General features: G+C 64.3%; 17 protein-coding genes and 1 pseudogene. 9 read left to right on the forward strand and 9 right to left on the reverse strand.

Annotated elements, in window-relative coordinates; genetic code table 11:
• Nucleotides 1–196: 196 nt before the first annotated feature.
• Genes argB through coaBC form a run of 4 tightly spaced genes read right to left on the reverse strand, consistent with a single transcriptional unit; the run spans nucleotide 197 to nucleotide 4190 of the window.
• The gene (gene argB, locus KFB96_RS17925) at nucleotides 197–1093 is read right to left on the reverse strand and encodes an acetylglutamate kinase (protein WP_213460189.1); all 897 of its coding nucleotides are present in this window, start codon (nucleotides 1091–1093) and stop codon (nucleotides 197–199) included.
• Between the two features lie 38 nt (nucleotides 1094–1131).
• Nucleotides 1132–2523, reverse strand: coding sequence for a phosphomannomutase/phosphoglucomutase (locus KFB96_RS17930; RefSeq protein WP_213460191.1), 1392 nt, complete (start codon nucleotides 2521–2523; stop codon nucleotides 1132–1134).
• Nucleotides 2524–2536: 13 nt separating this feature from the next.
• The gene (dut, locus tag KFB96_RS17935; RefSeq protein WP_213460193.1) at nucleotides 2537–2995 is read right to left on the reverse strand and encodes a dUTP diphosphatase; all 459 of its coding nucleotides are present in this window, start codon (nucleotides 2993–2995) and stop codon (nucleotides 2537–2539) included.
• A complete protein-coding gene (gene coaBC, locus KFB96_RS17940; RefSeq protein WP_213460194.1) occupies nucleotides 2979–4190 on the reverse strand; it encodes a bifunctional phosphopantothenoylcysteine decarboxylase/phosphopantothenate--cysteine ligase CoaBC in 1212 nt (403 codons plus the stop codon). The genes dut and coaBC overlap by 17 nt, the downstream gene beginning before the upstream one ends.
• Nucleotides 4191–4258: 68 nt before the next feature.
• Between coaBC and radC the strand changes: the two are divergent.
• Nucleotides 4259–4932, forward strand: a pseudogene (radC, locus tag KFB96_RS17945) (DNA repair protein RadC).
• Nucleotides 4933–5141: 209 nt separating this feature from the next.
• Here the strand turns inward: radC and KFB96_RS17950 are convergent.
• The 3 genes from KFB96_RS17950 to KFB96_RS17960 all read right to left on the reverse strand — a co-directional run bounded on the left by KFB96_RS17950 (nucleotide 5142) and on the right by KFB96_RS17960 (nucleotide 6211).
• Nucleotides 5142–5516, reverse strand: coding sequence for a thiol-disulfide oxidoreductase DCC family protein (locus tag KFB96_RS17950; protein WP_213460198.1), 375 nt, complete (start codon nucleotides 5514–5516; stop codon nucleotides 5142–5144).
• 69 nt (nucleotides 5517–5585) lie between these two features.
• Nucleotides 5586–5984 carry a type II toxin-antitoxin system VapC family toxin gene (locus KFB96_RS17955; protein WP_213460200.1) on the reverse strand — a complete coding sequence of 133 codons (399 nt, stop codon included), beginning with the start codon at nucleotides 5982–5984 and terminating at the stop codon, nucleotides 5586–5588.
• Nucleotides 5981–6211 carry an antitoxin gene (locus KFB96_RS17960; RefSeq protein ID WP_213460202.1) on the reverse strand — a complete coding sequence of 77 codons (231 nt, stop codon included), beginning with the start codon at nucleotides 6209–6211 and terminating at the stop codon, nucleotides 5981–5983. Before KFB96_RS17960 ends, KFB96_RS17955 begins: the two co-directional genes overlap by 4 nt.
• 633 nt (nucleotides 6212–6844) lie before the next feature.
• Here KFB96_RS17960 and KFB96_RS17965 point away from each other — a divergent pair.
• From KFB96_RS17965 to KFB96_RS17985, 5 genes are all read left to right on the forward strand, one after another.
• Nucleotides 6845–8029 carry an ATP-binding protein gene (locus tag KFB96_RS17965; RefSeq protein ID WP_213460204.1) on the forward strand — a complete coding sequence of 395 codons (1185 nt, stop codon included), beginning with the start codon at nucleotides 6845–6847 and terminating at the stop codon, nucleotides 8027–8029.
• Nucleotides 8026–9009, forward strand: a complete 984-nt coding sequence (locus KFB96_RS17970) for a ParA family protein (RefSeq protein WP_213460206.1) — start codon at nucleotides 8026–8028, stop codon at nucleotides 9007–9009. Before KFB96_RS17965 ends, KFB96_RS17970 begins: the two co-directional genes overlap by 4 nt.
• Before the next feature lie 407 nt (nucleotides 9010–9416).
• Nucleotides 9417–9812, forward strand: coding sequence for a cation:proton antiporter (locus KFB96_RS17975; RefSeq protein WP_213460208.1), 396 nt, complete (start codon nucleotides 9417–9419; stop codon nucleotides 9810–9812).
• 380 nt (nucleotides 9813–10192) lie between these two features.
• Nucleotides 10193–10819: a DUF3611 family protein gene (locus KFB96_RS17980; protein ID WP_213460210.1), complete on the forward strand. Its 627-nt coding sequence runs from the start codon at nucleotides 10193–10195 to the stop codon at nucleotides 10817–10819.
• 84 nt (nucleotides 10820–10903) lie between these two features.
• Nucleotides 10904–14581 carry a translocation/assembly module TamB domain-containing protein gene (locus tag KFB96_RS17985; RefSeq protein ID WP_213501468.1) on the forward strand — a complete coding sequence of 1226 codons (3678 nt, stop codon included), beginning with the start codon at nucleotides 10904–10906 and terminating at the stop codon, nucleotides 14579–14581.
• Between the two features lie 90 nt (nucleotides 14582–14671).
• On the opposite strand, the gene KFB96_RS17990 is transcribed toward KFB96_RS17985, so the two are convergent.
• Together KFB96_RS17990 and KFB96_RS17995 are read right to left on the reverse strand one after the other, a co-directional pair.
• Nucleotides 14672–15166: a DUF1269 domain-containing protein gene (locus KFB96_RS17990; protein WP_213460214.1), complete on the reverse strand. Its 495-nt coding sequence runs from the start codon at nucleotides 15164–15166 to the stop codon at nucleotides 14672–14674.
• Nucleotides 15167–15326: 160 nt separating this feature from the next.
• Nucleotides 15327–15551, reverse strand: a complete 225-nt coding sequence (locus KFB96_RS17995; RefSeq protein ID WP_213460216.1) for a glycine zipper domain-containing protein — start codon at nucleotides 15549–15551, stop codon at nucleotides 15327–15329.
• Nucleotides 15552–15934: 383 nt separating this feature from the next.
• Here KFB96_RS17995 and KFB96_RS18000 point away from each other — a divergent pair, with 383 nt between their 5' ends.
• The 3 genes from KFB96_RS18000 to KFB96_RS18010 all read left to right on the forward strand — a co-directional run bounded on the left by KFB96_RS18000 (nucleotide 15935) and on the right by KFB96_RS18010 (nucleotide 19541).
• Complete coding sequence (locus tag KFB96_RS18000; RefSeq protein ID WP_213460218.1) at nucleotides 15935–17293, forward strand: saccharopine dehydrogenase; 1359 nt, start codon at nucleotides 15935–15937, stop codon at nucleotides 17291–17293.
• Between the two features lie 45 nt (nucleotides 17294–17338).
• Nucleotides 17339–18859 (forward strand): carboxylesterase, encoded by a 1521-nt coding sequence (locus tag KFB96_RS18005; protein ID WP_213460220.1) that lies wholly within the window; start codon nucleotides 17339–17341, stop codon nucleotides 18857–18859.
• 139 nt (nucleotides 18860–18998) lie between these two features.
• Nucleotides 18999–19541, forward strand: a complete 543-nt coding sequence (locus KFB96_RS18010) for a glutathione peroxidase (RefSeq protein WP_300970435.1) — start codon at nucleotides 18999–19001, stop codon at nucleotides 19539–19541.
• Nucleotides 19542–19759: the final 218 nt, after the last annotated feature.

Below are 19759 nucleotides of genomic sequence, written 5' to 3' on the forward strand. Positions count from 1 at the left end.
AGCGGGGGACGTGGTTTAAAATTTGATATTTTTTAATACTTTAAACCGCGCAGGCTCCAGCGGCTCTGAAATCCGCCGGGGCCGATCCCATCCAAAAACATCGCATACCGCACTGGGCGCGGTTTAACCTGAACCCCGAACCCTGAACCCCGAACCCCGAACCCCGAACCCCGAACCCCGAACCCCGAACCCCACCTCACCGACTGCGAATCAGCGTCCCAACACCCTCATCCGTGAAGAGATCGAGCATGACCGCGTGCTCGACCCGACCGTCGATGATATGCGCCGACCTCACACCGCCATGCACCGCATCGAGCGCGCACTGCACCTTCGGCAGCATACCGCCCGCGATCACGCCGTCCTTGATCAAGGCGTGGACACGGCCGACATCCAACTCCGTGATCAGGTTGCCCTCGGCATCGAGCAAGCCGGCCGTATTGGTCAGGAGCAGGAGCTTCTCGGCCTTGAGCACCTCGGCGATCTTACCCGCGACCAGATCGGCGTTGATGTTGTAGGAGCGACCGTCCTCGCCGACCCCGATCGGGGCGATGACCGGGATGAAGTCGCCTTCGACCAGCATGTGGACGACTGAGGCGTCGATACTTTCGACCTCGCCGACATGGCCGATGTCGATGATCTCCGTGGCCTCCAACTCGGGCGCATCGCGGCGCAGCAGGAGCTTGCGCGCGCGGATCAGGTCGCCGTCCTTGCCGGTGAGGCCGACCGCCGAGCCGCCGTGTCGGTTGATGAAGTTGACGATCTCTTTGTTCACCAACCCGCCGAGAACCATCTCGACCACGTCCATGGTCTCGTCGTCCGTCACCCGCATGCCTTGAACGAACTCGCTCGCCTTGCCGAGTCGTTTGAGCAGCGAGCCGATCTGCGGCCCGCCGCCATGCACGATCACGGGATTCACCCCGACCATCTTCATGAGGACCACATCGCGCGCGAAGCCCTGCTTTAGATTCTCGTCCACCATGGCGTTGCCGCCGTATTTGATCACGATGGTCTTGCCGCGGAAGCGCCGGATATAGGGCAGCGCCTCGATCAGGACGTGGGCGATGGTGTGGGCACGTTCGTTGAGGATGGACATGGCTTGGAATCGCTCGGATTGGAATGGGTCGGAATGGATCAAAAGGGCAGCGCCAGGCCGGGCGCTGCCTCGGCCATGAGCAGGCGAAACCGCTCCTGCATGGCCCGAAGTGCGGCCGGGTCGTCGCCTTCGAAGCGAAAAACCAGCTTGGGCAAGGTGTTCGATGCGCGCACCAAACCCCAGGCGGCCGGCCCATCGAGCCGCAGACCGTCGATGGTCTGCACCGTCAAATCCTCGACGCGATCGGCCAGCAGGATCACCCGCGTCATGATCCGCTCGGCATCGCCCTCGGGCAACGGCAAGGGCAGCTCGGGTGTGGCGATGCCGCCGGGAAAGGCGCGGAAGACCGCGTCCGTGGGGCGAGGATCCTGCGACAGGATCTCCAGGAGCCGCGCGCCGGCATAGAGTGCGTCGTCGAAGCCGAGCCAGCGCTCCTTGAGCATAATGTGCCCGCTCAGCTCGCCGGCAATCTGTGCATCGGATTCGCGTAGCCGGGCCTTCAGCGGCGCATGTCCGGAGCGCCACGGTACCGGGCGACCGCCCGCGCGACGGATCACCTCGGCGAGATGGGCCGTGCATTTGACGTCGAAGACGATCTCGCTCCCCGGATGCCGGGTCAGGATATCGACGGCGAGACACATGAGGACCCGGTCGGCCGCGATGAAGCCGCCGCCGGAATCGATCACACCCAGGCGATCACCGTCACCGTCGAACCCGAGACCAAAATCGGCACCCTCCAGCACCACCCGCGCAGAGAGCACCCGGAGACACTCGGGGCGGGCCGGATCCGGAACACGCTCGCCCATCCCGGCGGCCGGGTCGCAATCGAGCGTGACAACCTCGCAGCCGAGCGCGCGAAAGACGGCCGGCGCGAGCGCCGAAACGGTCGCGTTGCCGCAGTCCAGCACGAGCCGCATGGGCCGGGCAACGCGGATATCGCGGACGATGCGCTCGCGGTAGCGCTCGGAGATGTCGCGCTCGATGAGACCACCGGCCCCGCTGGTCAGGTCGCCATGAAGGATGCGCCGCCGCAGGTCCTGAATCGTCGCCGCATCCGCGCTCGTGCCGCCGAAGACGACCTTGACTCCATTGTAATCGGGCGGATTGTGGCTGGCGGTGACGATCGCCCCGGCGTAGGGGCCGGCCTCGCAGCAGGCGAAATAGACCAGAGGCGTCGGGGCGATGCCGAGGTCGACGACGTCGATCCCGGCGGCGCGGATCCCGGCGATCAACGCCATGGTCAGGGTCGGACTGGAGGCGCGGCAGTCGCGTCCGACCATGACCGTGCGATCGTCGCGCGCAGCGGCCTCGCTGCCGATCGCCCGACCGATCGAACGCATGATCTCGGGCGTCAATTGGCGCTCGAGGATGCCGCGGATGTCGTAGGCGCGGAAGATCTCGGGCGGCGCGGCGGGGGTGACCTCGACCATGGGCGGCGGCGTGTCAGTGCTGTCCCGTGTGCCCGAACCCGCCGCTGCCGCGCTCGGACGCGTCGAAGTCCTCGACGATCCTCAACTCGGCCTGCAGGACCGGCACCAGCACGAGCTGGGCGATGCGCTCGCCGATCTCGATCCGGAAGGGTGCCGTTCCGCGGTTCCAGCAGGAGACCATGAGCGGCCCCTGATAGTCCGAGTCGATCAGTCCGACCAGGTTGCCGAGCACGATGCCGTGCCGATGCCCGAGCCCCGAGCGCGGCAGGATCAGACCCGCGACGTTGCGCTCGGCGATGTGTACGGCCATGCCGGTCGGCAGCAGCTCGGCCGCGCCGGGCGCAAGATCGAGCGGGGCCTGGAGCATGGCACGCAGATCGAGCCCGGCCGAGCCTTCGGTCGCATAGGTCGGCAAGGGAACATCGCGGCCCAGGCGCGGGTCCAGGATCTTGACCTCAAGAGGGTGCAGCATGGCGTTCGGCATAGCGTTCCGCGAGGAGCATGGCCAGCTCGCGCGCGAGCTCGACCTTCGACATCATGGGCAGCGCGCGCTGCCCCCCGTTCCAGAGCACCAAGAGTGCATTCTCGTCGCGCTCGAAGCCGCCCGAGTCGCCACCGACCCGATTCGCCGCGATCATGTCCAACCGCTTGTCCTTCAGCTTGCCGCGGGCGTATTGCTCGACCTGATCCGTCTCGGCCGCAAAGCCCAGCGTGAAGGGCGGCTTCGGCAGGGCGGCAACCTCGGCCAGGATATCCGGATTGCGCACCAGCCGGATCTCCAGCGTATCGGCGGCCTTCTTGATCTTGCTCCCCGCGGGCTCGGCGGGCCGGTAGTCCGCCACCGCGGCGGTCGCGACGAAGATGTCGCAGTCGCGGCTGCGCGCGGTCACGGCCGCGTGCATCTCCAAGGCTGTCTCGACCTTGACCAGCTCGGCCACCGTCGGCGGCGCCAAGGCACTCGGTCCACTGACCAGGACCACGCGGGCGCCCAGATCGGTCAGTGCGCTCGCCAGCGCATACCCCATGCGCCCGGAGCTGCGATTGCCCAGATAGCGCACCGGGTCGAGCGGCTCGCGGGTCGGCCCGGCCGTCAAAAGGACGCGTACGCCGGCCAGTGGTTGCAGGGCCGAGCCGGTGAGCGCATCGGCGATCTCCAGCGGCTCGAGCATCCGTCCCGGGCCTTGGTCTCCGCAGGCTTGGCTGCCCACGCCCGGTCCCAAGATCCGCGCACCGCGGGCCACCAGACGGGCCAGGTTGTCTTGAGTCGCCGGGTGACGCCACATCTGTTGGTTCATTGCCGGGGCGAGGATCAACGGCGCCTCGGTCGCCAGGGCCAAGGTCGTGAGCAGGTCGTCGGCGATGCCGGCCGCCAAGCGCGCCATCAGGTCCGCGGTCGCCGGGGCGATCAGCAGCCGATCCGCCCAGCGGGCCAGCTCGATATGGCCCATACCGGCCTCGGCCGCCGGGTCGAGTAGGTCGGTCCGCACCGGATGCCCGGAGACCGCCTGAAAGGTCAAAGGGCCGACAAACGCCGTCGCGGCGCGCGTCATGACCACCCGTACGACATAGCCGCGCTCGCGTAGGCGACGCACCAGATCGACCGACTTGTAGGCGGAGATGCCGCCGCCGACACCGAGCAGCACCTGATTGCGGGGGCTTGGATCCATGGTCTAAACGTGTACACTTCCGCTACGGAACAGGCCGCAGTTTAACGCAACCCATCGACGGAGGTCGCATGCCGATCAAGGACTGGCCGGAGGGTGAACGGCCGCGGGAGAAGCTCTTGGAGCGGGGGCGGGCGCACTCTCGGACGCCGAGCTGCTGGCGCTGTTTCTGCGCACCGGCGTGCGCGGCAAGAGTGCGGTGGATCTGGCGCGCGAGCTGCTGACCGACTTCGACGGTCTCGTCGGGCTGCTCGCCGCGGACCAGAAGCGCTTTTGCGAAGGCAAGGGTCTCGGCACGGCGAAGTTTGCCGAGCTTCAGGCGGTCCTCGAGCTCAGCCACCGCTATCTGCTCTCGCGGATTCGAGGTCAAGATGTCCTGACCAGCCCGGAGGCCACACGCGATTATCTCAAGCTGCGGCTGTACGGCTCACCGCACGAGATCTTCGCCTGCCTCTTCCTCGACAACCGACACCGTGTCATCAGCTACGACGAGCTGTTCCACGGCACGATCGACGGGGCCAGCGTGCATCCGCGGGTGGTCGTGCAGCGGGTCCTCGCCACCAACGCCGCCGCCGTGATCTTCGCCCACAACCATCCCTCGGGTGTCGCGGAGCCCAGTCAGGCGGACCTGCGGATCACGCAGCGTCTGAAGGAGGCGCTGAGTCTGATCGACGTGCGCGTGCTCGATCACGTCATCATCGGCGACGGCGAGGGGACTTCGCTGGCCGAGCGGGGGCTTCTTTAGGCTCGGACGGAGGCGGCTCGTCACAACCCTCCGGAAAATGCAAAAAAACCAACCATGTAGGATGGGTGGAGTGCAGCGAAACCCATCCAGCCCGCGCCAAGGGCATCAGACCGAAACCCGGCAACGTGGCGGTTTGGAGGATGGGTTTCGCTGCGCTCTACCCATCCTACGCATTGGTCAGGGTGTTTACCTTGTGTCTGAATCGTCACTCACGGCGTCAAGGTGCAGGCGCCATCCTTGCACCGGCGCTTCAATCGCCAGTCCGCGAATCGCGCGTAGCCCCAATCGAGCGGGCGCACCAGCCGCAGACCCTGCACCAAGGCCGCGAGACGGCGGTAGCCCGGCAGGCGACGCCAGATCGCGACGAAGGCCGGAACACCGGTCAGGATGCTGCCGTCGGTCTCCTTGGCGTGGATGCGCCGCATGGCGTCCGTGCGGTCGATCCCGGTCTCGGCCAATGCGCCGCCGTCATCGGTGATGTCGACCCAGTGAATCATTCCCGCCTTGTCGATCCTGCGGTAATGGGCGATCTCTTTGCTGCAGAGCGGGCAGCCGCCGTCGAAATAGGCCGTGAATCTGGTCATGGTGTGGTTGCGTCGCTGTCCGGAGTGTTCTTCGAGTTGGTGCAAAGATGGATCCGCACGCGCGATCGCTCAACCCCACTGCTCGACCCGTAACCCATCGACCCGCGCAAACTCATGGATGTTGTTGGTCACCAGGGTCGCGTCGAGACTCAGTGCGTGGGCCGCGATCAAGAGATCGTTCGGGCCGATCAGGCAACCTGCGCGTTTGAGCGCAACGCGAAGCCGTCCGTAGCGGCGCCCGGCTTCGGCGTCGAAAGGGAGGATCTCCAGCGGCAACAGGAAGCGCTCCAGCCGATCCAGGTTCTCGTCGACCCGGCTGCTGTTCTCCACGCCGAAACGCAGCTCGGCATAGGTGATCGACGAGATACCGACCTCGCCGATGCGATAGTTCCGGATCTGCCGAAGGATGTCCGGCCGTTTTTGATTGATCGCATAGATGCAGATGTCCGTATCCAGAAGGACAATCACGCGATCGGCTCCCGTTCCTGTGCGTCCGGTTGCTCGCGCGTCAGCGTCAAGTCATCCGGAAACTCCGCCAGGGCATCGAACATGACCTGCCAGGGATCGTCCTTGGGCAAGAGCACCACGGCATTGCCCAGACGTTTGATCACCACCTCATCACCCCGGAAGCGGTATTCTTTGGGTAAGCGAACGGCTTGACTGCTGCCGTTCAAGAAGAGCTTTGCTGTTTCCATCGGAACCTTCGGCACTAGAAATATATACGATACGTATAGACTTCCGGGCATCGATCGTCAAGGGCGCAGCAAGGTTGGGCTGCAGCCGCGCAGATCACCGTCGGCGGGTATACTCGAGCTCCGGCAAAACGACAGGATCGACGCACGTGAACGAGCCCGCCGCCCGGCTGCGCACACTCCTCGATCGTGGCGACATGCTCGTCATGCCCTGCTGTTTCGATGCCCTGTCGGCGCGACTCTCAACTAAACCGCGTCCAGAGCGACATGCGTCTTTATTCATGTTGTGTCGTGTCAAGGATTTTTCCGACCTTTTAAACCGCGCCCTGTGCGGTATGCGATGTTTTTGGATGGGATCGGCCCCGGCAGTTTTGACGACCGCCGGAGTCGGCGCGGTTTAAGATATTAAAAAATATATTATTTTAAACCGCGTCCCCGCTAAGGGCCGTGGATGCACCAAACGTCGAGCCCACTCGAAAGTGAGCATCTCGCTCTGGGCGCGGTTTAGCCGACGCGGTTTAATATTTAATTTTTAATACTTTAAGCCGCGCCGCAGTAGCTGGGTGGTTGCCCCCGCGCAGGCGGATCCAAGAAAAGCTTGTCGACAACGACCCCGCCGGAGAGGCCGAAGCCCAAATGTTGACCCAAGAGCAACTGATCGATCTCCTCCACGACATCGAGGCCGACTACGTCGAGCGAACCGCTTCAGTCAACAAGACCGACAAGTTCGCCGAGGCCATCTGCGCTTTTGCCAACGATCTGCCCAATCACCGTTTTCCTGGGTATCTCTTCATCGGGGCCACGGACGATGGTGCGCGCTGCGGTCTCAAGGTAACTGATGAGCTTTTGAAGAACCTGGCAGCGATCCGCTCCGACGGCAATGTGTTGCCCCAACCCGTCCTCACCGTTCAGAAATACACCCTGGACGACGGTGAGCTTGCCATCGTAGAAGTCCAGCCCTCGGACCTACCGCCGGTCCGCTATCGAGGTCGGGTTTATATCCGAATCGGCCCGCGTAGAGGCATCGCCAACGAGCAGGAAGAACGCATCCTGAGCGAGCGCCGCGTCTCGTTGGCGCGCTCCTTCGACGCCAGACCGTGCCGCGAATCCGCCATCGAAGACCTTGCCCTCGGCCAGTTCGACGCCTATCGAAGGGAATCCCTCGATCCGGAGACCATCGCCGCCAATAACCGGCCGCTCGATCTACAGCTCGCATCCCTGCGACTGTACGACATCGATCAAGGCTGCCTGACCAACGCAGGCGTCCTCCTCTTCGGTAAGAATCCGCGCTTCTTTTTTCCGGGCGCCTACATCCAATACCTGCGGCTTCCCGGTACCGACCTGACCGACATGCCCGTCGATCAAGCCGAGGTCTCGGGCGACCTGACCAGCACACTGCGAGAGATGGAGGCGCGACTTCGGCAGCTGATTCAAACGGGGATGCGACCCGTGAGCGGTCTGCAGGAACGGCTGTTGCCCGATTACCCGGAATGGGCTCTGCGTGAGCTGCTGACGAACGCGGTGATGCATCGCAACTACGACAGCAACACCCCGATTCGTTTCTATGCCTTCAGCGATCACATCGAGATCCAAAGCCCCGGCGGTCTCTACGGCGAGGCGACGCCGCAAAATTTCCCCACTCGCAACAGTTACCGCAACCCCGTTATTGCCGAAGCCATGAAGTCGCTCGGTTTCGTCAACCGGTTCGGCTACGGCGTCCAGCGCGCTCAGGCCCTGTTGGCTCAGAACGGCAACCCGCCGGCCGAGTTCCAGTTCGACGAGCACAGCGTCTTGGTCAAGATTTTCCGGAGGCCGGAATGAAGACCATCGCCTTTTTCAACAACAAGGGCGGTGTCGGAAAGACCTCGCTGGTCTATCACCTCGCGTGGATGTGCGCCGACCACGGCATCGAGACCCTCGCTGTCGACCTGGACCCCCAGGCGAACCTGACCGCCATGTTCTTGGACGAAGAGCGGCTGGAAGCCCTTTGGCCGGATGACGATCATCCGGATACGGTTTTCGGAAGCATTCGTCCGATCTTGCGTGGCACCGGGGATATCGCCACCCCCCATGTCGAACGTGTCACAGAGAAACTCGGCCTGATACCCGGGGACCTCGGCCTGTCCCGTTTCGAGGATAAGCTCTCCGATGCCTGGCCACGCTGCCATAACCGCGACGAATCGGCCTTTCGCACCATGACCGCCTTCCACCGCCTGATCCAAGCAGGCGCCGCACAGAGCGCCGAGTTGGTCCTGATCGACGTCGGGCCCAACCTGGGCGCCATCAACCGTGCGGCATTGATCGCGTCGGACCAAGTCTGTATCCCCCTGGCCCCCGACCTGTTCTCGCTGCAAGGTCTCAGGAACCTTGGCCCGACCCTGCGTGAGTGGGGTACTATTTGGGGCGACCTCGTTTCCAAGGCCCCCCCCGGCCTGTCACTGCCGAAAGGAAGCATGCAGCCGATCGGTTACATCGTCATGCAGCACGGCCTTCGTGACAGCCGCCCGGTTCAAGCCTACAAACGCTGGATGGATCGCATCCCCACCGTGTATCGCGAGGCCGTCCTCGACGACCCGGGTCAAACCTCCCCCCCGGTTGATCGCGACCCTTACTGCCTCTCTTTGCTCAAACACTACCGCAGCCTGATGCCGATGGCGATGGAGTCAAGAAAGCCGATCTTCTTCCTCAAGTCCGCCGACGGTGCCATCGGCGCGCACATCGAGGCGGTGAAGAGTTGTTACAGCGATTTCCAGGGTCTTGCGTCCCGTATTGTCGCGAAGGCAGGCATCCCTTTCCGATGATCCGGTTGGGTCCAATCAGCAGGAGCATTGTGTGATCGAATCGCTTGACCTGTTCCTCTTGACGGCTTCGGGCCTGGTCTTGCTCAGTGTCCTCATGAGCCCGCTCGCGATCCGCCTCGGCGCACCGATCCTCCTAAACCGCGCCCAGTGCGGTATGCGATGTTTTTGGATGGGATCGGCCCCGGAGGATTTCAGAGCCGCTGGAGCCGGCGCGGTTTAAAGTATTAAAAAATATCAAATTTTAAACCGCGTCCCCCGCTAAGGGTCGTGGATTCACCAAACTTCGAGCTCACTCGAAAGTGAGCATCTCGCTCTGGACGCGGTTTAATCTTCCTCGGGATCGGGATTCTCGTTGAACAGGATGGGCCGGGGGATACGCGTTCGACGACTTCGAGCTCGCCTATCATGTGGGCAGCATCGCACTGGCAGTGATCCTCTTTGCGGGTGGGTTGGGTACCCGCGTTCGCGATATCCGCGTCTGCCGGGGTCCGGCACTGATGCTCGCGACGTTCGGGGTGGTCATCACCGCTGCCGTGGTCGGCGGCAGCGGTTATCTGGCGGTGTATCTTTGCGGGGTCGTCCTGATGGATCGCGTGAGCGGGTTGCGCCGGGAAGAGCTGAACATCACGCACGGGAGCCTCGCCTGGCTGAGTCAGATCTTGATGTTCCTCATGCTCGTCATGGTGGTGATCGCCTCGCTTATGTTGCAGGGCTGGACCATCCCGTGGCTGGCGCGGCGACTGGATCTGGAGGATAAGCGAGAGGTGCCTACGTCGGAATCGCTCGAACGCCGGCAATCATGAACCCTGAACCCTGAACCCTGAACCCTGAACCCCGAACCCCGAACCCCGAACCCCGAACCCCGAACCCTCAGGAGAACACCATCGCCCGAAAGCCACAAACGCCTTGCGGCGATGCAGGTGCCCGACTATGCTTTTGCCCCGCCGATCCGGGGGTTTCGAGAGATCCGAATCGCCCGCCGAGCCGGCGATAGGCGGGCTCGTCGGCATCTTGATCCATCGTTCCGGTGATCCACGCAGTCGCACCGGGATCGGGTGTATTGCTCTATCTCAATACAATGCGAGGCCGCAGGAGACACGTCGAAGGTGTTCGAAACTTGTTGACGAAAACCGCCCGCTCGCGGGTTTTATGACAGCCAACCCCGGTTAAGGATGAGATCGACATGTTCAAGAAGTTCATCGAGAATTCTCTGGCAAAGACACGTACCTTGCCGCGCATCAGCTTGGCAAGATCATTTACACGGATAGGCTGGACCGGATTCTGGATCCAGATCGTGGTGGGGGCGATCCCGATCGTGCTCATGAGCTACAGCTTCGTCTTCGCACAATCGCCCAGCGGTCCGCGTGCGGGCTTGCCGATCGTCGAGTATTTGACGATGGGAAGCCTGGCGATCCTGGTCTTCACCACCTTCTGGTTCTATCGCTATACGCGGATTGCCAAGCGAATCACCGGCCCGGAGCAGTCGCCTTCGGAGGAGGATCTTGCCGGAACCGTCTGGGTCGGTCTGGTGGCGAGCAGTGTCGCGATCCTCTTTACGATCGTGGTGATGTTCATCGAGGTCGCACACCTTCTCTTCTATTTCCTCTCCACGCCGCAGGGTGGTGTTCCGGTCTTCCAGACCACCGGGACCGGGCCGGCGAGCTGGGTCTCGGCCGTCGACATGCTCAGCCTCATGTCCATGGTCATGACCGTATTGGCCGAGCTCGTCGTCATGGTCTTCAGCCTCTGGCTGCTGTTCCGGGTCACGGAAGGCTCACCCGAGTACGGCGGGGGCAAGGTCGTCGTCTAGACCGGATCTGTCCGCTCGGTCATCCCGCCGCGTCGTGTGCCGCACCGACGCGGCGGCCGTCCTCGACAGGCTTTTTCGGCGCCGATGACCGACCTGCCCGATTCCGAGTACCCAAGGGCGCCGGTCGATGCGCAGCGGTCCGCGCCCGCCGGGGCATCGGATTCCGATCCCTCCCGACCCCGATCCACAAACGCGCTCGCGGCGCATCCGAATCGGCAGCAGCGCCCCTTTCGCGTGTCGAATCCGCGGATTTTTGCCGGATTTCCTCTCGTCTTCCTGCTGTTCCTGCTCTGGCTGGGCGCAACCCAGTCCGGTCTGCGCACGCTTCTCGATCTGGTCACCGAGCTGAACCCGGACCGATTTCAAGTCGGTCTGGTCGAAGGACGACTCTTCGGTCGTCTCGTCGTCGCCGATCTCTCGATCCAGTTGCCGGCCTTCTCGATCCGCATCGGCCGCATCGACCTCGCATGGTCGCCCCTGCGGGCGTTCGGCGGAACCCTGTCGATTGCCGAGATCCGTGCGACGGACGTCGACCTGGTTCCGAGCGATCGCGTGCGCGACTCCGAGGACCCCGTTGTTCTGCCCGACCTTCTCTTGCCGCTGTCCATAGAGCTGGTCTCCGCACGCGTGGAGCGCCTGCGGATCTTTACGGCGGACAGCGACGGAGCCGTTGCCGTGGTTGAACGGGCCGAGCTCTCCGGACGGCTCGCTGACGGCCTGCTGTCCATCGACCGCGTCGGCGTCGTTATGGTCGAGCCGGCGTTCGAGTCGCACGGCAGCGGCACGGCCCGGTTGACCGGCGCTTACCCGCTCGACCTCGACATGAACTGGGAGCTGCGGCCGACCCGGAGCGCGCACCTGTTGGGCCATACCCGTCTGGGCGGAGACCTGACGGATCTCGCTGTCCTGAGCACGGTGACCGGCTCCGTCGACCTGGATCTCGATGTCGTGTTCAACGATCCGCTCGGACATCCGCGGTGGAGCGGCGCGCTCGCGCTTGTGGCCCTGGATCTGCCCGCCTTCGATGCCGCTCTGCGCGAGGTCGCGTTCAGCGGCACCCTCGCGATCGGGGGCGATACGGTATCGACCAGGGTCACCGGCGAGATCCAAGCGGAGCCCGCCGAGCGACCGGCTCTCGGACGTCTCGCCGCCTCGCTGGATCTGCTGTGGAAAAACTCCGCAGTCGAGATCCGGTCCTTGGATCTGCGCCGTATCGGCTCGCGCATGCAGCTCTCGGCGCGGGGCCTGATCGACCTGAACAGCACCGCCGGGCTTGATTCAGCCCCGGCACAATCGCATGCGACCGGACCCGACAGTTCGGTCTCCGCACCGGCTTGGGATCTGCACCTGAGCGGCACGGCCCTGAATCCTGCCGAGTTGCTCGCCGCATTCATCGTGGATGCCGACCCGGAGCGCTGGTCGGGCCTCCTCGATCTGCAGGTCGCAAGCCATGGCCGGCTCACCGAGACAGGTCTCGCGTTGACGGCGGCACTCGAAGGACTGAGCGGCGAGTTGCGCGGCTATCCGGTTTCCGCGACCGGAGACTTCGCGCTCGCGGAGGGCCGACTGGTCATCGATGGCTTTCGTGCCGAATCCGGGCCGAGCATGCTCCGCATCGACGGTGCGTTGGATACGTCGCTCGATCTACGCTTCGCGCTCGACTCGCCCGACCTGGCGAGCCTCTACCCTGGAGCGAGCGGGCGGGTACAAGCCTCCGGAGCGGTCTCCGGTGGCGTCGGCTCGCCGCGCCTGCAGGTCGAGCTGAACGCCGGGGACGTGGGGATCGCCGAACACGGCATCTTGCGTCTTTCGGCCCTCGCCGATCTGGATCTCGCACCCGACGGACGCCTGGAGATCCGCGTGGACGGACAGGATCTGCTGATCGAGGGCCGCCGTTGGAAGCATCTCTCGATCCGCGGCGAGGGCCGCCGAGCGGACCATCGGCTGGATCTTTCCCTGGCGGGCGATCCGTTTTCGGTCGCGTTGAGCCTCGCGGGCGGCCTGGAAGAGACCGGCAGCTATCGCGGACAGATGACCGCGTTGCGGCTGGACAGCCCCGATGGCGAGACCTGGGACCTCGGGCAGCCGAGTCCCGTCGCGGTGACCTGGCCGTCCTTTTCCGCCGGACCACTCTGCATTCGGCACGCGCGGGGATCCGGCGGTTGTTTCGAGATCTCGCGGGATGCGGACGCAGCCGTGACGCTCGGGGTTACTCTCGACCGACTCGATCTTGAATTCCTCGCGCCGCTGTTGCCGAAGGATCTCTCGCTCGAAGGTGACGCCGCGCTCGATGGGCGCTTCGTGGCCAGGGGAGCGGACTTGGAAGGACGCGCCACGGCAAGCCTGTCGACGGGTTTGCTGCGCTTGCCGAACACCCGCGGCCCGGGTGAGGTCATCCGGCTGTCGGGCGCCCGACTCGACATCGACGCAGGTGCCGGCAACCTGCGAAGCCGGCTCGCCCTGCCGCTGGAAGGGTTGGGCCAAGCCGATGTCGATCTGGAGCTGACCGGTTGGCGGCTCGACGATCCGGTGCGTCCCGCGCAGCCCTTGAGCGGCCGCATCCGTGCCCGACTCGACGGCCTGGAACGGTTCGGAGACCCGATCCCCCAACTCTCGCGCTTAAGAGGCCATCTCGGCGCGGATATCGCGCTCGGCGGCACGCTCGGCAAACCCGGCATGCGCGGCGAGGCTCGCATCGAGCGCGCGGGTTTCAATGTGCCTCTCCTCGGCCTGGATGTCGCGGATCTGACGCTGTCGGCACGCGCGGCGTCGGCCGACCGTATCCGAATCTCGGGCGGGGCCGACGTCGGCGACGGGCGTCTGGAGATCGGCGGCGACGGCGGATTCGGCCCCGACGGTGCGCGTGTGCGGCTTCGTGCGACCGGCGAGCGGCTCGTCCTGATCGACACGAGCGAATATTTCGTCAGGGTGTCGCCGAGGCTCGATCTGGACGCAACCGCACAGGGCGCGCAAGTGCGTGGCGAGATCGTGATCCCGGAGGCGCGCATCAGCCCGCGAGCGCTTCCCGCGGGGACCTTGAGGCCCTCGAACGACGTCGTCATCAAGGGGACGGACCGCCCGCCCCGCTATCCGATCGATCTCGCAATCGGACTTCGCGTGCTTGATGGAGTGAGTCTGAATGCCTTTGGTTTGACCGGCAGTCTTGCAGGGAACCTCGACCTGATCCAGCCCCCGGGGCGCGACCTCTCGGGCGACGGGCAATTGCAGATTCGCGACGGCCAATACCGCATTCCCACCGGTTTGGGGATCGCCGCCGACCTGGTTGCGCCTCTGACCATTTCACGCGGTCAGCTGATCTGGGTCCGAAACCCGATCCGGAATCCGGGACTGCTCTTTCTTGCCCAGCGCGGGAGCGGCAGGACGACGGCAAACGTCCGGGTGATCGGCACACTCGCCGACCCGCAATTCACCTTCTTCTCGAACACGGACCCGGCGATGAGCCAGTCCGACGCGATCACCTTTCTGGCCACCGGAATCGCACCCGGCGGCACCGCCGCGGACCACAGCGCGGCATTCGCCTTCGGCCGGTACATCGCACCCGGAATCTTCCTCGAGTACGAGACGGGGCTCGGGGACGCACGGAATCGGTTCAGACTGCGCCGAAACCTCACCGATCGCATTCAGCTCGAAGCCCAGAGCGGCGCGAGCCAGAGTGTCGATCTCTTCTGGAGCTTCGAACCGGCACGGTCCGACAGACCGACGCTCGATCCCGCGCCCGGTGGCGCAATCGACCGCGACTAACCGACATCGTCGGCCCGAGGGGTCGCGCGCCGCCCGCATGCGCCCCCGGGGCGAGGCGGTATGCATCCGCCCGCCCCGACCCGGATCGGCTCAGCGCGTTCCTTCCAGAAACGCCTTCAGACTTTCTTCCTGATCCTTCTCCAGCGAGGTCTGCAGCACCTTGCCTTTGCCCTTGAACTCCGCGAGTCCGTCGATAACCTTGTCCGCCGTGACCTTGCGCACGAGGATGAAGACCGCGGAGCAGCCGGGTTGGAAGTTCTGCGCCAAACCCTTCATGAAGTCGTCGTTGATGCCGATGTCCGAGAACTTGCCGGACAGCGCACCGGCACCGGCCCCGACCGCCGCACCGAGAAGCGGGTTGAGAAACACCAAGCCGATCAACATGCCCCAGAAGCCGCCGCCCACCGCACCGACCGCCGAGAGATTCACGGCTTGATGGAGTTTGACCTTACCTGCATCGTCCTTGGTGACGACAACAACGTCTTCCATGTCGATGAGATAGGCCTTCTGCATCTTGGCAAGCTCGGCGCGCAACTCGAACGCCAGATGCTCCTCGGGGAACGAAACGACAATAAGATCACTCATGGAGGTTTGCCTCTGTTACGTTTCCAGTGTGTCAGGGTGCAAAGGTCGGCTCGAGCGTTTCCCGATCAAGCGGAAAACCCTCGCGCGGCCGAGCCCATAGAACTCCGGGATGTCTCGGAGTCGGCGCGGTGCGGGCAGGTTGCGGACCCGCAGCACGGCATTACAGATTGCCCTTTTTATGCTCGTCGACGAGAAAGCCTCCGAGGGCTCCGACACCGGCACCGATCAGCGCCCCTGCTCCTGCTTGGGCACTGAAGGAGCCTATGACGGCGCCGGTCGCAAGTCCAAGTGCGGTGCCGGTTCCGACACGGGCCCCCGTGGTGTTTCCGCAGCCGGAAAGTGCAGCAGCCGCGACAAGGATCAAAGGGATAGCGATCGTCTTCAAGTTGGTCTCTCCTAAACCGCGCCCGGTGCGGTATGCGTCATGTGTTGGAGTGGATTGGCCGCGCCAGCTCCGACGGCTGTCGGAGCTGGCGCGGTTTAATCTTCAGTGTCAACGCCACGCGAACGGGTAGTTTCCTTTACCTATCTTCGAGCGGGTCGAACGGGGCCGCCCGGCCATCCGGTCAACACCACAGACCCAAATAATCGGCCGCTCGCGTTCGGCATGTCGCCGAAGCATCACAGCCCGGGTCGGGTTGTTCACCGACGGGCTTCGGCGTATCTTCAGCCGGTCGGACGCACATCTCCTCGTGGTTCTTTCCGACCCTTTCGAGCCGGGATCCGGCTTCGCGATCATAGCTCAGATTCTCCGTTAGGAGGGTGACGATGCCGGCCAGCACTGTGACGGAAACGACGACTTGGCCAAACGGGCAGCCGACCAAGATCGTTTTTTTCGGACTCGGCGCCGTCGGGTCGGCCCTCCTGATCTGCCTCTCCGAGCTCGCCGAGCGCGACGACGTCCCGGTGCGCTTCGTCGTCTTTGTGGTGAACCCGGACGCCGCGCGCGATGCCCTCTTTCATGCCGAGCGCATCTTCGACCGAATCGAGTTCATCGGCGTAGCCGACTTTGCTCCGGTGTTTGCGCTGGAGCCCGGATACGAGACCGCACTGGGAGGCGCGGCCATGGTGGTCAACGCCGCCTTGCCCGAGTTCAACGGGCCCATGATCGAGCTTGCCCTGCGTATCGGCGCGCATGCGGTCGACCTCGCCTCCGACATGTACGATGCGATCACCGACCGAACCCTGACCTTCTCGCAATACGGGTTCGACCAAGCCTTACGCGAGCGCGGAATCGCCGCCCTGATCAACATGGGCATCTCGCCCGGCGTCACCAATTTCCTCATCGGCCGCCGCATGCACGACCTGCTGGCCGGCGACCGCAAAGAGCTCGAGATCGAGAGCATCGATCTGTACCTGCTCGAAGACATCGACTCGGACTCGGTCATCTTCTCGTGGTCGCCGATCGTCGCCCTCGAGGAGCTGGCGCAGCACCCGCGCATCCTCAACAAAGGCCGCATGCAGGTCCTGGAACCCTTCAGCGCCGGGCGCGACTATGCCTTCCCCCACGAGCCGCGGCCGATTCGCCAGTATCCGCTGTACCAAGAGGAGCTGCTGTCGCTCCACCGCGCCTTCCCGGACGTCGAATCGATCGGGGTCTACACGGGCGGGTCCGAGGTCGAGCTCGTGAAGGCACTCTTTCAGCTCAACCTGCTGTCCAAGCGCACGTTGCCGCATCAGCCCGAGCTGACCGTCGAGGCGATGGTGCGCGCCATCCTGCCCGGCATGAACAAGCCACGGCGAATCGAGGAGTATCTGCGCAACGGGACGATCCGCCGCGCGCATTTCTCGGCCGCCGCCGAGATCCGCGTCTCCGAGGTCGTGCGCAACGACCGGCAGACCGCCATCGAGACGGTCGGCCTGAGCTACCTGCGCTATCACGACCTGCTCAACACACCCTATGCCGGGGCGACCTACATCTCCTATCCGACCGCCGTCGGTGCCGCCATCCTGGCCTGGCATGCGCTCGAGTACGCGCGCGAGGCACCGGGCGCGCTCCTCGGCGTGGTTGCGGGCGAGGATCTCGCCCGCTTGCTGCCGCGAATGCGTGCGGACGCCGTCCGCCGCGATCTGGTGGCCTGGGACATCGATCTCTTCGAGAGCGTCCGCGACGCCTCGGAAACCTGATTTTACGCTCCAACACCGACTCTCGTTCCGACCGAGGACCCTCCGATGCTTGCGAGGACCGCCCGAATCCTGAAATTGGTCGCGCAGCTCATCGCCGTGAGTGCATTGACCTTCCTCGCCGTACGCACCTTCGACGCGCACCAGAGCGCGCCGCTCGCCCCGTGGCACACCTTCACTCCGGACGAAATGGTCGCCAAGGAGCTCGACGAGGCCGACTGGGCGGCCTATTTGGACCGAGAGCAGCTGCTCCTCGACCAGGTGCGCACGGAGGTCACCGACAAGCTCGCACCGCAGGAGCGCATCCTCTCCAATCGCTATTTCGAAGGCAGCCCGCTCTATCCGGGGCGCTTTGACCGGGACTGGAACCGCTCCTATGTCCTCGAGCCCGAGGGCGCACCCCGGGGTGCGGTCGTCCTGCTGCACGGCCTGACGGACTCCCCCTACAGCCTGCGTCACATCGGCCGACACTATTACGAATCGGGCTATGTCGTGATCGGGATCCGCCTGCCCGGACACGGGACCGTCCCGGCGGGGCTGACGAACGTACAGTGGAAAGATTGGTCGGCCGCGACGCGTTTGGCCGTGCGTGAGGCGGTGCGCCGGATCGGACCCTCGGCACCCCTGCAGTTGGTGGGCTTCTCCAATGGCGGAGCGCTCGCCATGATGTACGCGCTGGACGCCGTCGAGGATCCTTCCTTGCGGAAAGCGGATCGGGTCATCCTGATCACGCCGATGATCGGAATCACCGAGATGGCCCGATTTGCGGGGTTCGCCGGCTTGCCCGCGGTCTTTCCGGCGTTCGCAAGTGCGGCTTGGCTCGGCGTCCTCCCGGAGTTCAATCCCTTCAAATACAACTCCTTTCCGGTCAACGGGGCACGCCAGTCGTCGCTCTTGACGCGCGCGCTGCAACCGCGCATCGCCCGCTACGCACGCCAGGGGCGTCTCGCCGAGCTGCCCCCGATCATCACCTTCCAGTCCGTGGTCGATTTCACCGTCAGCACGCGCGCCATCGTCACGAGCCTCTACGCACAGCTCCCGCAAAACGGGAGCGAGCTGGTGCTCTTCGATATCAACCGGAACACCAAGTTCGGACCGCTGATCCGACCCGGCACCGAGACGGTGCTCGAGCGCCTGCTCCTGCCAACGCCGCGTCCCTTCAAGACGACCGTGATCACCAACGCCGACCCGGACAGCAGCGAGGTGGTCGAACGTGTGATCGACGCGGGCGAGACCGAAGAGCAGATCAGGGCCTTGGGATTGACCTATCCGCGCGACGTCTTCTCGCTCTCGCACGTCGCCCTGCCGTTTCCGATCGACGATTCGCTCTACGGTCTGGAACCGAACGAGGACGAGGATTTCGGTGCCCACCTCGGGGCATTGGCCATCCGCGGCGAGCGCGGGGTCCTGGTGATGAGCCTGGACGCGCTGGTGCGCCTGTCCTGGAATCCCTTCTTCCCGTATCTGCTCGAGCGGATCGAGCAGGGGATCGTCGATGCGCCACTCGGCACGACCGGCGACGGCGCGAGAGGCAGGGCGGACGCAGCAATCAGCGCCGACGCGTTGTGATCAAGAGCAGTCGATCCGCCGAGGCGCCGAGGCGCCGAGCTGCGACGAATGTTCGCGACGACGGGCCATTGTGTTCAGGGATTGACCGCCATATCTCACGCCTTGTCTAGGTCATGAACAACCCGATGAGGTGTCGAAGATGCGAATATTCGTCCTGCTCCCGATGCTCGGGGCTTTCCTGCTGCCCGCCGCGGCCTCTGCCGCCTGCGCCCCGTCCCTCGACTTCGAGATGCGTCGCCTCGCCGGCGACGAGACCCTGCGCCTTTGCGATGCCTATCAGGGCAAGGTGATCCTTGCGGTAAACACCGCCAGCAAATGCGGCTTCACCGGCCAATACGAGGGCCTCGAGGCCTTGTACCGCGACTACGGCGAGCGCGGGTTGGTGGTGCTCGGCTTCCCGTCCAACGATTTTGCGAATCAGGAGCCCGGCACCGAGAAGGAGATCCAGGAGTTCTGCCGCCTGACCTATTCGGTGGAGTTTCCGATGTTCGAGAAGGTTTCCGTCCGCAAGGGTGCGGCAGCACCCTTCTTCGAGCATCTAGCCGGCGAGACCGGCGTCTACCCCGAGTGGAATTTCTATAAGTACCTGATCGATCGAGACGGCAAGGTCGTCGAGGTCTTCCCCAGCCGCACCGGTCCGGAGAGCGAGAAGATGACCCGGGCCATCGAACGCCTGCTCTGATCGCCACCGACCGCCGGGCCGTGGGCGAACGAAAGAAATCACGAACGCACGGCCGGCTGGACGAGCAAGAGCGAGCCCCGCCGAGTTCTGCGGTGGCGTTCATGGACTAAACCGCGTCCAAAGCGAAATGCGTCATTTTCATGTTGCGTTTGGCTTTGAAGATAACCTCGATCTCGGTGAGATGCGGTTTAAAATTTCATCTTTTCAATATCTTAAAC

The sequence above is a fragment of the Thiocapsa sp. genome, from assembly GCF_018399035.1.
GTDB lineage: Bacteria > Pseudomonadota > Gammaproteobacteria > Chromatiales > Chromatiaceae > Thiocapsa.